General features: G+C 70.4%; 13 protein-coding genes. 6 read left to right on the top strand and 7 right to left on the bottom strand.

Going from position 1 to position 13,458, the window contains the following annotated elements; genetic code table 11:
- Positions 1-28: 28 nt before the first annotated feature.
- The 3 genes from A9O63_RS05115 to A9O63_RS05105 are packed head-to-tail and all read right to left on the bottom strand — an operon-like array spanning position 29 to position 2,372.
- Positions 29-1,372 (bottom strand): sensor histidine kinase, encoded by a 1,344-nt coding sequence (locus tag A9O63_RS05115; protein WP_069330956.1) that lies wholly within the window; start codon positions 1,370-1,372, stop codon positions 29-31.
- On the bottom strand, positions 1,369-2,031 hold the full coding sequence (locus A9O63_RS05110; protein ID WP_069330955.1) for a response regulator transcription factor: 663 nt from the start codon (positions 2,029-2,031) through the stop codon (positions 1,369-1,371). Before A9O63_RS05110 ends, A9O63_RS05115 begins: the two co-directional genes overlap by 4 nt.
- Positions 2,031-2,372 carry a PepSY domain-containing protein gene (locus A9O63_RS05105; protein ID WP_069330954.1) on the bottom strand — a complete coding sequence of 114 codons (342 nt, stop codon included), beginning with the start codon at positions 2,370-2,372 and terminating at the stop codon, positions 2,031-2,033. The genes A9O63_RS05110 and A9O63_RS05105 overlap by 1 nt, the downstream gene beginning before the upstream one ends.
- 134 nt (positions 2,373-2,506) lie before the next feature.
- Here A9O63_RS05105 and A9O63_RS05100 point away from each other — a divergent pair, with 134 nt between their 5' ends.
- Complete coding sequence (locus tag A9O63_RS05100; protein WP_069330953.1) at positions 2,507-3,115, top strand: calcium-binding protein; 609 nt, start codon at positions 2,507-2,509, stop codon at positions 3,113-3,115.
- A 288-nt stretch (positions 3,116-3,403) separates the two neighbouring features.
- Here A9O63_RS05100 and A9O63_RS05095 read toward each other — a convergent pair whose 3' ends face one another.
- From A9O63_RS05095 to A9O63_RS05080, 4 genes are all read right to left on the bottom strand, one after another.
- A complete protein-coding gene (locus A9O63_RS05095) occupies positions 3,404-4,726 on the bottom strand; it encodes an acetamidase/formamidase family protein (protein WP_069330952.1) in 1,323 nt (440 codons plus the stop codon).
- 388 nt (positions 4,727-5,114) lie between these two features.
- A complete protein-coding gene (locus A9O63_RS05090) occupies positions 5,115-5,423 on the bottom strand; it encodes an antibiotic biosynthesis monooxygenase (protein WP_069330951.1) in 309 nt (102 codons plus the stop codon).
- Between the two features lie 29 nt (positions 5,424-5,452).
- On the bottom strand, positions 5,453-6,982 hold the full coding sequence (gene lsrK / locus A9O63_RS05085) for an autoinducer-2 kinase (RefSeq protein ID WP_069330950.1): 1,530 nt from the start codon (positions 6,980-6,982) through the stop codon (positions 5,453-5,455).
- Positions 6,983-6,985: 3 nt separating this feature from the next.
- Positions 6,986-7,924: a sugar-binding transcriptional regulator gene (locus A9O63_RS05080; protein ID WP_069330949.1), complete on the bottom strand. Its 939-nt coding sequence runs from the start codon at positions 7,922-7,924 to the stop codon at positions 6,986-6,988.
- Between the two features lie 215 nt (positions 7,925-8,139).
- On the opposite strand from A9O63_RS05080, the gene lsrA reads away from it, so the two are divergent.
- The 5 genes from lsrA to A9O63_RS05055 form a co-directional block, all read left to right on the top strand.
- Positions 8,140-9,615 (top strand): autoinducer 2 ABC transporter ATP-binding protein LsrA, encoded by a 1,476-nt coding sequence (lsrA, locus tag A9O63_RS05075; protein WP_069330948.1) that lies wholly within the window; start codon positions 8,140-8,142, stop codon positions 9,613-9,615.
- Positions 9,608-10,618: an ABC transporter permease subunit gene (locus tag A9O63_RS05070; RefSeq protein WP_069330947.1), complete on the top strand. Its 1,011-nt coding sequence runs from the start codon at positions 9,608-9,610 to the stop codon at positions 10,616-10,618. The genes lsrA and A9O63_RS05070 overlap by 8 nt, the downstream gene beginning before the upstream one ends.
- The gene (locus A9O63_RS05065) at positions 10,615-11,598 is read left to right on the top strand and encodes an ABC transporter permease subunit (protein ID WP_069330946.1); all 984 of its coding nucleotides are present in this window, start codon (positions 10,615-10,617) and stop codon (positions 11,596-11,598) included. Before A9O63_RS05070 ends, A9O63_RS05065 begins: the two co-directional genes overlap by 4 nt.
- A 35-nt stretch (positions 11,599-11,633) precedes the next feature.
- Positions 11,634-12,650 (top strand): autoinducer 2 ABC transporter substrate-binding protein LsrB, encoded by a 1,017-nt coding sequence (gene lsrB / locus A9O63_RS05060; protein ID WP_041670477.1) that lies wholly within the window; start codon positions 11,634-11,636, stop codon positions 12,648-12,650.
- Between the two features lie 63 nt (positions 12,651-12,713).
- A partial coding sequence (locus A9O63_RS05055; protein ID WP_205631821.1) for a class II aldolase/adducin family protein occupies positions 12,714-13,458 on the top strand: 745 nt, incomplete at its 3' end.

The raw sequence follows: 13,458 nt of genomic DNA, 5'->3' as shown, positions 1-13,458 counted from the left end.
TCCCTGCCGCAGCGCGCCGACCGGCTGGTCAGACAGCGGCCGGCAGGATCAGGGTCGCCTCGAAACCCGGGCTTAGGTTGCGCAGACGAAGTTCGCCGCCCGCCGTCTCGACGATGTCGCCCGCAATGGCGAGGCCCAGGCCATGGCCGCCGCTGCGGGTGTCGAAGCGCACGCCGCGCTCGCGGATCGCCTCGATGTCCGGCGCCCCGGGGCCGTCGTCGGAAACATGGATCGCGACCGAACTGCCCGCGGCGCCGATCCGCACGCGCACCGCGCCCGCGGCATGGGTCGCGGCATTCTCCATCAGCGGCCCCAGCGCCTCGGTCAGATCCGCGCTCTCGAGCCGGACGAGGAGCCGCTCCTCGGCCTCGAGCTGCCAGGTGAGGGCCGAGCCGCGCTCCGTCCGGCGCAGGACGCGGATCAGCCTCTGGGCGGCTTCCGCCGGATCGGACGCGGTTCCGGCCCGGTCGCGCATGATCCGCGCGCGCATGAGCTCGCGGTCGACATGGCGCTGGATGCCGGACGCCACCTCCTCGATCCCGCGCGCCGCCGCCTCTTCGCCCCGCGCGCGCAGTCGCATCGCCTCGCCGAGAAGTGCCTGAAGCGGCGTCTTCAGCCCGTGCGCGAGGTCTCCGGCCCGGCTGCGGGCCCGCTCCAGCTCCTGTTCGCGGGCCTCGAGGAGGGTGTCGATCTCGCGGGCGAGCGGCAGGACCTCCGTCGGCAGGTCGGTCCCGATCCGCCGCTCCCGGCCCGCGGCCAGCGCGCCGACCCTCTGGCCGATGGCCGCCAGCGGACGGAGCCCCAGCGTCACCTGCACCGCCCCGGCCGCGACGAGCGCCAGCGCCAGCATCGCGAGGAACGGGGCCAGTTCGCGCAGGAAGGATTGCTGCGCGCGCGAGAGCTCGGCGCGATCCTGCGCCACGGAGATCCGCACCCGGGTCGCATCCGCGCCCGTTCCGATCTGCACCGTCCGGTCGAGCACCAGCAGCGCCTCGCCCTGCGGGCCCGGCAGGGTGAGCGGTCTCCCCGTGCGCGAGGGCGAGGGCGCGCCTTCGGGCAGGGGAAGGACATAATCCCACAGCGACCGCGAGCGCAGCAGCCTGCCATCGAGCGACACCTGCCAGTAGTGGCCCGAGAGCGGCTGCCGGTAGGCCGGGTCGCCCGATGGCGCGAGAAACCGGAGGGTGCCGCCGGGGTCGCGCTCCAGCGCCGTGGTCAGGGCATCGGCGCGGGCGGCCAGGGCCGACAGGGCCACGCGCTCGGCATGGCGGTCGAACAGCAGGGCCAGCCCCCAGGCGGCCGCCGCGAGCGCAAGGGCAAGCGCCAGGGCGTTGACGACGACGAGCCGGAGCCGGATCGACCGGAGCTTCACGGGCCCGCTTCGATCTGGTAGCCGAAGCCGCGCCGCGTGCCGATGACGCCGCGTCCGACCTTGCGGCGCAGCCGCGCCACCACCGCTTCAAGCGCATTCGCCTCGCGGGCATCGGTGTCGCCGTAAAGATGCTCGAGGAGCTCGGTCGGCGGCACGACCCTGTCGCGATGCAGCATCAGGTAGGCCAGCAGGCGGAACTCCAGCGGCGCGAGGCCGAGAGGCAGGCCGTCGAGCGTCGCCGTCATCCGGTTCATGTCGAGCGCGAGCCGGCCCGCGCTCTGCAGGGGGGCGGCCCGGCCGGTCGAGCGGCGCACGAGCGCCCGGGCGCGGGCGACCAGCTCCTCGATCCGGAAGGGCTTGGGCAGATAGTCGTCGGCCCCCGCATCGATGCCTTCCACGCGCTCGGTCCAGGTGCCCCGCGCCGTCAGCACCAGCACCGGGATCTCCACGCCTTCCGCCCGCCATCGCTTCAGCACGGCAAGCCCGTCGAGCTTCGGCAGGCCGAGGTCGAGCACGATCAGATCGTAGCTCTCGGTCCCGCCCAGAAACCAGGCGGTCTCGCCGTCGGCGGCCGTCTCGACCCTGAAGCCGGCCGAGCCGAGCGCAAGGCCCAGATCCTGCGCGATCCGCGCATCATCCTCGACCACCAGCGCGCGCATCACTCGATCCCGTCATCATCGTCGTCGTCATCCTCCTCGTCTTCCACCTCGACGACAAGGCCCGTGACGACATCGACATCCACTTCGATCAGCCGGCCGTCCGCGCGCAGGATCTCGAACTCGTAGACCGTCCGGCCGTCGTCCGCCTCCTCCAGCTCGACTTCGAGCACGCGGCCGAATTCGCGTTCGATCCGCGGCATTAGGCGGCCGAGCGGCACCATCTCGCCCCGCTCCACACCGCGGCGTGCGGCCTCGTGGTCGGGAAGCGGCGCGACCGCCCTGTCCTGACTGCCGGCGGCGGAGGGAAGGAGGAGAAAGGGGATGAGGAGGAGCAAGCGCATGTCCGCCGGTCTAGCGGAGCGAAGCTGACATCGCGCTGACGGCAGGGATCAGAGTGCCGTCAGCCACGGTGTGCGACGAACGGGGCCGAGGTCCTCGACAGGACCCGTCAGGCAACAGCAAGAGGAGACGCCGCATGGCGCGCATCAAGGGAACCGCCCGGAACGACATTCTGCAGGGCAGGGATGCTTCGGACGTCATCTATGGCGGCAGCGGACATGACCGGATCTACGGCGGGGCCGGCAACGACGAGCTCGAGGGCGGCATCGGCAACGACCGCCTGTGGGGTGGCACCGGACGGGACGATCTCGAAGGCGGCAGCGGGGACGACATCCTGTCGGGCGGCGCGGGCGACGATGAGCTGGAAGGCGATGCCGGCAATGACCGGCTCTGGGGCGGCGCGGGCAACGACGAGCTCGAGGGCGGCGCCGGAGCGGACCGGCTGCACGGCGGCAGGGGCAATGACCGTCTCGACGGAGGGACGGGCAACGACCTGCTGACGGGCGGAGCGGGCCGCGACGTGTTCGAATTCGAGCGCGGCGATGGCCGGGACCGCATCACCGACTTCACCAACGGTCAGGATCGCCTGGATCTCGACGATTTCACCCGGATGCAGGTTCAGGCCGTGATCGACGATGCGCGCCAGGTGGGCAGCACCGTGGTCCTCACCCTGTCGGCAGATACGCAGGTCGTGCTCGAGAACATGAAGCTCTCGCAGCTGGACATGTCCGACTTCCTGTTCTGACGCGGCGAGGAGGCGCGCGGAAGGCACAGGCGGCAGGTGCCTCCCTGTGCCGCCCGTGTCTGGACGCGAGAGCACTCTTCGCTATCGCGTCTGTTTCTGCCCGCCCGTCGCCCCCTCAGTGGGCCTCCCGACCTCTAGCGCGCTTTCCGGGGCCGCCGCCCGGGGCGTTTGCCCGGTGCAGCCGTCATCGGATTTCGCTCGCCGGTGTCCGGCAGGTCGGCTCCCCGGCCTGCCGGATACGTGTCAGACGTGCTCGCAGGCGCCTGCGGAAGGGCGGCCGCACGGCTCCTAGAGCCCGTATTGCTCCCGCGCATAGTCGCCGAGCCCCACTGCATCGAGCCGCGACAGCGGCGCGAGCAGGGTTACGGTGATCACGCCCGGCGCGCGGCCGATCTCGATGGCGCCGGTGACGGTGGCGCGGTTGCGCACTTCGGGAACCGTCATGCCGAGCAGGGTCGCGGCCCGGCTCAAGCCATTCTCGATGGCGGCGTTCAGGGTGGCCGCGGTGCCGATCACCGACACCGGCGCCGACGGCTCGAGCTCGCTCACGCCCCATTGCGCCGCCAGCCGCTCGGCCTTGGCCCGCTCGGCCGCCGAGAAGGGGCGCGCGAGCGGCGGCAGGTCTTCGGCCAGCGGAAAGAGCACGGGCCCGTCGATCGGCCAGTCCTTCAGCACTTCCACCTGAAGCGTCACGCTGCCCGCCACGTCCATCGTGTGCCCGGCGATCTCGCCATCGCCTTGGGCCGCATGCATGTCGCCCATGTAGACGCCCGCGCCCCGCACCTTCACCGGCGCCACGAGGATCGCTCCCGGCCGCACCGCGTCGATATCCATGTGGCCGTCGGTCTTGTGCCGGGCCAGCTCCTCGGCGGTGATCGCATAGGCGTGCGGCGCACCGACGAGGAAGGCCCCGAAGTCGCCGGCATTGTGGCTGTCGGGCATGGCCTTCGAGGGGCAGGTGCCGAGCTGGCCGAGGAAGGGTCGCATCCGCACCATCACGCCGGCCATGTCCGAGGGCGCGAAGGTCAGGATCGAATGCTGCACCGATGCGTCCGGCAGCGCCGCATAGTGCGAGGCATCGCGGGCAATGGTGTCGGCCGCGGCCGGGGGCAGGGTCACGCCCACGGCCCGCGTCTCGTCGAAGACGACCGTGTAGCCATGGACGATCTCGAACGGCGTCACCGCATGGCCGCAGGTGTCGCATTTGACCGCCTCGGGGCCGATCCCCTCGACATGGGTCTCGGGCCAGACCGTGTCGCAGACCGGGCAGCGCGCCGCGACGTAGGGATCGCCGAGGCAGAAACCCTCGGGCGAGCTGTCGTGGCCGCTCGCGGTGGCGACCGAGGTCACGGTGATGTCGCGGATGCGGATGACCACGGCATCGCCCGGCTCTGCGCCCTCGACGAAAACCGGTTGCGTGACCTCGTGCCCGCCGCGGAGCCGTGGGGTGATCATCGGGCCCCAGCAGCCTGGCGCGGTATTGGCGATGATGGTGCCGCCGTTTTCCAGCGGCCCGAGCATCGGGGCCGCGGGGTCGAGGACACTGTTGGTGAAGCCCTGCACCAAGAGGCTGCGGCGGGCGGTGGCGGTGTCGATCTTTCCTTCCGGCATGTGAGCGCTCCCTGTTCCTTCTCAGGGCGAGCCTAACGCAGCCCGACCCCGCGGCATAGCGCGAGAGCGTTCGTGCCCGGGCGACCCCGGCGTGCGAGGCCTGCCGGCGCGCCCACGATCTGCGGCGCGGCGCGATGGCGCTTCTTCATCCGGATCGTCCCGGCCGATCTGCCGGGAAGGTTCTGCGTCCCCATCCCCGCGACCATGGGGAGGAGGACCAGCGCAAGAAAACCGGCTGCGGAGGATCCTCCGCAGCCGGGACGGGCCGAGCCGCGCGCAGACGGCGGAGCGGCCGCCTGCCGGGCCTCGGGCCGACACCGGAAGCGGACGAGCCGGACAGAGGGCTCGATCACCGCGCGCAGACGGCGGAGCGGCCGTCTGCCCGGCGTCAGGCCGGCGCCCGCTCCTGGACCAGGACGGGGGTAAAATAGGTCTTGCTGCGTCCGCCCAGCGTGATCGGATCGATCATCTTCACGCAGGTCCGGTAATGGTCGGTCTGCCGATGCGCATCGAGCGCCGCCTCGCTCTCGAAGATCTCGTAGACGAAGAAATTGTTCTCGTCCGCCGGATCGTGCAGCAGATCGAAGCGGATGTTGCCCGGCTCCTTCCGGGTGCCGTCGCAGTTCAGCCGGAAGGCTTCGAGGAAGGTCTCGCGGGTGCCGTCCTGCACCTTGATGTTCACGAGTTGGATCAGCATGGCCTATTCCTTTCTGGAAGGGAGAATCGTCAGGTGCCGGGGGCGCGCCACATGGCGGTGGCGGTGCCGTCCTGCACGAGGCCGCGCTGCGCGGCATAGGCGCGGGCCCAGCGGTCGCCGGCCTCGTCGTAGAGCGGGCGGAGCGCCGGATCCGGCGTGAAGGTGCGGTCGATCCGCATCCAGGCGCCGCCCGCCTCGGCGAGCGAGGCGAAATGGCCCGCTCCGGTGGCCGCGGCCGAGGCGCAGCCCTGCGCGGTGGCCTCCTTGACCTCGGGCGTGACGACGGTGAGGCCGGTGACGTCGGCCAGGATCTGCGACCAGTGCGCCGATTTCGCGGCGCCGCCCGCGAAGACCAGCCGCTCGGGCCGGTGGCCGGTGAGGGCGAAGACGCTCTCGAGGTTGCGCCGCGCGACGATGGCCGCATTCTCCTGCAAGGCACGGAAGATCGCGGCAGGCCCCGAGGCAGCCGGATCGAGCGAGAGATTCAGCAGCGACGGTGCGGCGTGGAACCAGTCGCCGTAGCGCATCACGTCGGAGAAGATCGGAATGATCCCGTGCGCCCCCGGCGGGACCTGCATCGACTGGACCTCGAGGGCGGCATAGTCGCGGCCCTGCCCGAAGGTGTCGCGGAACCAGCGCATCACCGCGCCCACGAAGAAGCTGATGGCCTCGGCCTGGTTCAGGCCCGCCACCATGTGCGGATTGATCCGCAGGTTCATGGTCGGATCGGTGAGCGTCAGCGGAACATTGACCACCTGCTGCCAGAAGGTGCCCCCCAGCACGGCGCAATCGCCCTCGTGCACGATGCCCAAGCCGAGCGCGCCCGTCTGGCAGTCGCCGCCGCCCGCAACGACCAGCGTGCCGGGGGCGAGGCCGGTTTCGGCGGCGGCCGCCGGCTGGACCTCGCCCACCACCTCGCCGGTGGTGACGCCGCGCGGGAAGAGGTCGGTGGGCAGCCCCACCGTCGCCAGCGCGTCGGTCAGGGGCGCGCGGGTGCGCAGATCGAGAAGGCCCGTCGTGCCGCCGTTCGACGGCTCCAGCGTCAGCTCGCCCGAGAGCCGGTAGAGGATCCAGTCGGACAGCATGGTGAGGCTGCGCGCCCGCGCCAGCGTCTCGGGCGCGTGGCGGCGGAGCCAGGCCAGCCGCGGCAGCGCGCCGAGCGCATAGGTCTGGCCCGAGCGCGCATAGATCTCGGCCTCGAGCCCCGGATGGGCCTCCTTCAGCTCGCGCACCTCGGCGCCCGCGCGGGCATCGACATTGGCGCAGGCCCAGATCTCGCGGCCGGTCGCGTCATGCAGCACGAAGGCCTCGCGCATGGCGGTCGCGCTGACCGCGCGGATCCGGGCGGGATCGACGCCGCTCCGCGCGATCACCTCGCGGCAGCAGCGGGCGAGGATCGCCCAGTTGCCTTCGGTGTCGAAATCCATCGAGCCGGGATAGCGCGGGTCGGCCACATGCCACCATTCCTGACCCGAGGCCGCGATCTCGGCGCCGGTCTCGTCGAAGAGGACGGCACGGCCGCTGCCGGTTCCGGCGTCGATGGCAAGGAAATAGGGCATGGGTCAGGCCTCCGCGGCGTCGAGGAGGGCGAGCGCCGTGGGCTCGTCCGTGATGAGAATGTCGAGGATCTCGCCGCGCAGGGCCGAGAGGATGGGGCCGGTCTTGGCCGGCCCGCCCGCGGCGCCGATCACGCGCTCCGACCGGCGGAGCTGGTCGAGATCGACCCCCACCACGCGCTCGTGCAGCGGCACGCCGATGTCCTGCCCGCGCCGGTCGTAGAAGCGGCAGAGGATGTCGCCGCGCGCCCCGCCCCGGCGCAGCGGGTCGATCTCGCCCGCCGAGATATAGCCCTGCGTGACCACGGTGGCGCTCTCGCCGAGGCCGCCGATCCCCACCAGCTTGTAGTCGGCCTCGAGCGCGCGGGCCATGAGCGCCGCGATCGCGGGCTCCTGCATCAGCGCGCGGGCAAGCTCGGGGGTCGAGACCACGAGAGGGGCGGGGATGATGTTGACGTTGCGGTGCCAGTTGGCCTCGCGCATCCCCTCGACATAGGTCTGCACGCCGCCGGTGAGGGAATAGAGCCCGATGCCGCGCTCCTGCGCGGTGTGGCCCAGCATCCGGATCGAATGCGTCACCGTCTCGCCCCAGCCGACCGAGATCGTCTCGCCGAAGGCGAGCTTCTGCATGAGATACTGCGCGGCCGCCTGACCCACGCGCAGGTTCACATCCTCCACCGGGCTTTCGGGAATCACCCGGCAGTCGGCCAGCCCGAATTCCCGCTTCATCCGGGTCTCGAGCTCGAGACAGCCCTGCTGGCGCGAGTTGATCCGCACCTGGATCAGGCCCGAGCTGCGCCCCTGATCGAGCAGCCGCGAGACCTTGATGCGCGAGATGTTGAGGATCTCTCCCACCTCGTTCTGGGTCAGCCCGTCGTTGTAATAGAGCCAGGCCACGCGTGCCATGAGCGCTTCGTCGAAGTCGCTCCGGGTCTGTTCCACCATGGATGCCGTCCCTTTCCACCGCGTTGCGGCTACGATCATACTACTTGTCAGAGAAACATTTGAACAAGTCAATCGTGGAGTTCATCTGCGGTGCAGCATGAAAATGTTGCGGAATGAGATTGACAGATCGAGACTGTCTTGCACAAAATGTAACAGCAAAGGACAAATGAACGGGCAACCGTCTGTCCTGCGGGGCCACGACGTGAGGAGGCGTTATGGACAAGCTGCTCGCCGAACTGCGGTCCGTCTCGAAGAGCTACGCGGCCGTCCGCGTGCTCAAGGGGGTCCATTTCTCGGTCCGCGCGGGCGAGATCCATGCGCTTCTGGGCGGCAATGGCGCGGGCAAGTCGACCCTGATGAAGATCCTCGCGGGGCTGGTCGCCCCGTCGGGCGGCGAGGTGCGGCTGGGCGGTGAACCGCTGGTGCCCGCCACGCCCGCACAGGCGCAGGCCATGGGCCTCTATCTCGTGCCGCAGGAAGCGCACATCTTTCCGAACCAGACCGTGCTGCAGAACATCGCCGTGGGGATGCCGAAGCCCGCAGGCGCCTACCGCGCGCGGGTCCAGGCGCTGATCGCGCAGCTCGGCGTGTCGCTCTCGCCCGATGCCAAGGCCGCCACGCTCGAGATCGCGGACCGGCAGATCGTCGAGATCCTGCGCGGGCTCCTGCGCGAGGCGAAGGTGCTGATCCTCGACGAGCCCACCTCGGCACTGACGCCGCACGAGGTCAGGACGCTCTTCGGGCACATGCGGGCGCTGCGCGCCCAGGGCCACGGCCTCGTCTTCATCTCGCACAAGCTGCACGAGCTGCGCGCCGTGGCCGACCGGATCACCGTGCTCCGCGACGGCCATGTGGTCTTCGCCGAGGCGATGGAGACGAGCCCGGATGCCGAGATCCTCGCGGCCATGAGCCCGGGCGTCACCGCGCTCGACGCGCGCGAGCGGATGCGCGAGATCGAGGGGGCGCCGGTGCTCGCGCTCGAGCGGCTGAGCGGCGAGGGCTTCGTCGAGATCTCGCTCTCGCTCCGGCCGGGCGAGATCCTCGGGCTGACCGGCGTCGTGGGCGCGGGGCGGACCGAGCTTGCCGAGACGCTGGTGGGCCTGCGCACGCCCTCGGGCGGGCGGGTCACTCTGGGCGGCCGTGACTTCCGCGCGCGCGGTCCGGCCGATGCCATGCGGGCGGGGCTCGTCCATCTGTCCGAGGACCGCCAGCAATACGGGCTCTTCCTCGAGGCGCCGCTCTACTGGAACGTCTCGGCGCTGGTGCATGGCACGCTGCCCTTCTTCCTGCGCCCCGGGCGCGAGCGGCGCCGGTTCGAGCAGTATCGCGCGCAGCTCGGCATCCGCTGCGAGGAGGCCGATCAGCCGGTGGGCCGCCTCTCGGGCGGCAACCAGCAGAAGGTGCTGCTGGCCAAGTGCCTCGCCGCCGCACCGAAGGTGCTGATCCTCGACGAGCCCACCCGCGGCGTCGATGTGGGGGCGCGCAACGACATCTACCGCATCGTCGAGGATCTGGCCGAGCAGGGCACCGCGGTCCTGCTCATCTCGTCGGATTTCGACGAGGTGCGGCGGCTGGCCGACCGGATCGCCGTCATGGCCGGCGGGCATCTGGCGGGAGAGCTTCCGGCGGGCGCCTCGACCGACGAGATAGCCGAGCTCGCCTTCGAGGCCGGGGAGGCCGCCCATGCTTGACCGCATCGCCCGCGACCGGGTCGCGACGCTCTTCATCGTGACCGTCCTCGTCCTTTTGGCCGTGGGCGCGGCCGCACCGGGGTTCCTCTCGGTCCGCACCGCCGGCATCATCTGGTCGAACGGCCTCGTCCTCATGCTGGTGGCGCTGGGGATCTTCCCCGTCATCCTCACGCGCAACATCGACGTCTCGGGAGGCTCGGTGCTGGGTCTTTCGGCGGTCACGCTGGGCCTCACGCTCAATCAGGGCCTGCCGCTGCCTCTGGCTTCGGCCGCGGCGCTGGGGACGGGCCTCCTTGCCGGGGCGCTGAGCGGGCTTCTCGTCGCGGTGCTGCGCGTGCCCTCGATCGTGGCGACGCTCGGCACGCTCGGGCTTTTCCGCGGCGTGATGCTGATCGCCACGGGCGGCGAATGGATCGAGGATCTGCCCGAGGATCTGAAGGCCTTGGGCGCCAAATCCTTCGCGGGCCTCTCGGTGATGGGCATGGTGACGGCCGGGGCCATTCTCGCCGTCTGGCTGTTCCTGCGCTCGCGCCGGGGCGGCTGGGTCTTCGTCACCGGCGACAACCGGGCGGCGGCGCACCATCTGGGCCTGCCGGTGAAGCGGATCGAGTTCCTGGTCTTCGTCTGGGGCGGCGCGATGTATGCGCTGGCGGGCATCGCCTTCGCCGCGCAGATCGGCTTCGTGCCGAACCAGGCCGGCAGCGGGATCGAGCTGCGCGCCATCGCCGCGCTCGTGCTGGGCGGGATCAGCCTTCTGGGCGGCGTGGGCACCGTGGCGGGCGTGGTGATCGGCGTGATCTTCTTCACCTCGATCGACACCTCGCTCGTCTTCCTGCGCATCCCCGCCTACTGGAACGACCTGATCGGCGGCGCCATGCTGCTGGCCGTCCTCCTGATCGACGGGCGGCTGCGCATCGCGCTCGAGGCCCGCGACCGCGCGGCGCGCTACCGCCGCTCGGGCCACAGGATCTCGTCCACCCGCGATCTGGAGGATGCCGCATGAACCGCCACCTGATGCGCTGGGAGGTGCTGCTCCTCCTGATCCTGATGGCCGAGCTTGCCATCTTCGGCATGATGAACCCGCGCTTCCTCCGGCCCTCGTCGCTCCTGTTCGGCACCTCGGATTTCGTGCAGGTGGGGATCGTGGCGGTGCCGCTGACGCTCGTCATCATCGCAGGCGGCATCGACGTGAGCTTCGCCTCGACCGTGGGGCTCGCGGCGATCGCCTTCGGCATCGCCAACTTCTTCGGCCTCCCGCTGCCCCTGTCGCTGGCGGTGGGCCTTGCCACCGGCGCCGCGGCGGGGCTGCTCAATGCGACGATCATCCGGCTTACCCGGCTGCAACCGCTCGTGGTGACGCTGGGCTCGCTCTACATGTTCTCGGGCGCGGCGACGGTCCTGTCGGGAGTCGTCGGCGCCAGCGGCTACGAGGGGATCGGCGGCTTTCCCGAGGCCTTCACCGCGCTCGGCTATGCCCAGGTGCTGGGTCTGCCCATGCCGCTCGTCGTCTTCCTCGTCTTCGCGGCGGTGCTTCTCGTGCTCCTGCACCTGACCCGGTTCGGCCGGCTCGTGTTCCAGATCGGCCAGAACGCCGAGGCCGCGCGCCATTCCGGGATGCCCGTCTTCCGCGTGCAGCTCGTGACCTATGTCCTGACCGGCCTTGCGGCCGCCCTCGCCGGGCTGATGCTCTCGGCCTACTTCGGCTCGGCCCGCGTCGATCTCGGCAGCGCCACGCTTCTGCCCGCGATCACCGCGGCCGTCCTCGGCGGGGCCTCGATCTACGGCGGGCAGGGCTCCGTCCTCGGCACGATCATCGCCACCTTCATCATCGGCTACCTCCAGCAGGGCCTCCAGATGAGCGGCGTGCCGAGCCAGATTTCCAGCGCGCTGTCCGGGGCGCTGCTGGTCCTCGTCGTCGCCCTGCGCTACGGCGCCGAGCTGCTGCGGGACTTCATACCGGTGCGGCTGCGGCGGGCCGACTGACCGCCGGCCATACGATCAACGGAGGAGGAGAACAGATGCGTAAGACGGTGAGGCTGCTCGGCACGGTTGCCGCAGGACTGATGGCGGCCAATGTGGCGGCCGCGCAGGAGATCGCCTTCATCCCGAAGCTGGTCGGGGTGGGTTTCTTCACCTCGGGCGGCAACGGCGCGATGAAGATGGGCGAGGAGCTGGGCGTCAAGGTGACCTACGACGGTCCGACCGAGCCCAGCGTCTCGGGGCAGGTCCAGTTCGTGAACAACTTCGTCAACCAGGGCTACGGGGCCATCGTGCTCTCGTCGGTCTCGCCGGACGGGCTCTGCCCCGCGCTGAAGCAGGCCATGGCGCGCGACGTGCTGGTGATGACCTGGGACAGCGACGTGAACCCCGACTGCCGCTCCTACTACATCAACCAGGGCACGCCCGAGCAGCTCGGCGGGCTTCTCGTCGACATGGCCAATGACGGGCTCGAAGGCAAGGAAAAGGCCAAGGTGGCCTTCTTCTATTCCTCGCCGACCGTCACCGACCAGAATGCCTGGGCCGAGGCCGCCAAGGCAAAGATCGCGGCCGACCATCCGGGCTGGGAGATCGTGACCACCCAGTATGGCTACAACGACGCGCAGAAGTCGCTGCAGACCGCCGAGAGCATCCTGAGCGCCTATCCCGATCTCGATGCGATCATCGCGCCCGACGCGAACGCGCTGCCGGCCTCGGCGCAGGCGGCGGAGAACCTCGGCCGGGCGGGCGAGGTGACGATCGTGGGCTTCTCGACGCCCAACGTGATGCGCCCCTATGTCAAGCGCGGCACCGTCGAGCGGTTCGGCCTCTGGGACGTGACGCAACAGGGGGCCATTTCGGTCGCCGTCGCGGCCCATGTGCTGAAGGACGGCCCGCTCAACGTGGGCGACAGTCTCGAGGTGCCGGGCATCGGTTCGGTCGAGGTTTCGCCCAATTCGGTGCAGGGCTACGATTACGAGGCCGAGGGCAACGGCATCATCCTGCTGCCCGAGCGCACGGTCTTCACCGCCGAGAACATCGACAACTTCGACTTCTGAGGCCGGAGGCCTCGGATCGCGGGGGCGCTTCCGGCGCCCCCGCACCATGACAGGGAGATTGCCATGCAGAGCCGCTGGAACGACACCGAGGCGGAGACCTTCGCCGCCGAAGCCCAAGCGCGGGGCGAGCCTGCGGAGCTGGGCCTGCGGGTCTACAGCTCGCGCCTGATCGGGCAGGATCCCGATCTCGTCCTCCACGGCGGCGGCAACACCTCGGTCAAGATCTCCTCGCCCGAGGGCATGCTGATCCATGTGAAGGGCTCGGGCTGGGATCTGGGCGACATCGAGGCGCCGGGCCTTCCCGCCATGCATCTCGCGCCGCTCCTCGAGACGCGCGACGTGCCGCACATGTCCGACGAGGAGATGGTGGCGCTTCTGCGCGCCCATCTGCTCGATCCCTCGGCGCCCACCCCGTCGGTCGAGGCGCTGCTCCATGCCTACATGCCGCACGCCTTCGTCGACCACACCCATGCGACCGCCATCCTTGCTCTGGCCGATCAGGCCGACATGGAGCCGGTGGTGGCCGAGCTCTTCGGCGGGCGCGTGGGCTGGGTGCCCTATGTGATGCCGGGCTATGCGCTCAGCCACGCCTGCAGGGAGGCCTTCGCGCGCGACCCTTCGGTGGGGGGACTCTGGCTGGAGCAGCACGGGCTCTTCACCTTCGCCGAGACGGCGCGCGAGAGCTACGAGCGCATGATCGGCTTCGTGACCATGGCCGAGGACTATCTTGCCGCCCGCGGCGTGCCGCTGCCCGGGCCCGAGGCGAGTGACGGCGAAGCGCCCGAGGGGCTGGCCGCGGACCTGCGCG

Origin of the sequence: Cereibacter johrii (assembly GCF_001720585.1) — a bacterium.
Classification (GTDB): domain Bacteria; phylum Pseudomonadota; class Alphaproteobacteria; order Rhodobacterales; family Rhodobacteraceae; genus Cereibacter_A; species Cereibacter_A johrii.
The sequence above is the reverse complement of the archived record's forward strand: the minus strand, read 5'-3'. Positions and strand labels throughout refer to the sequence as shown.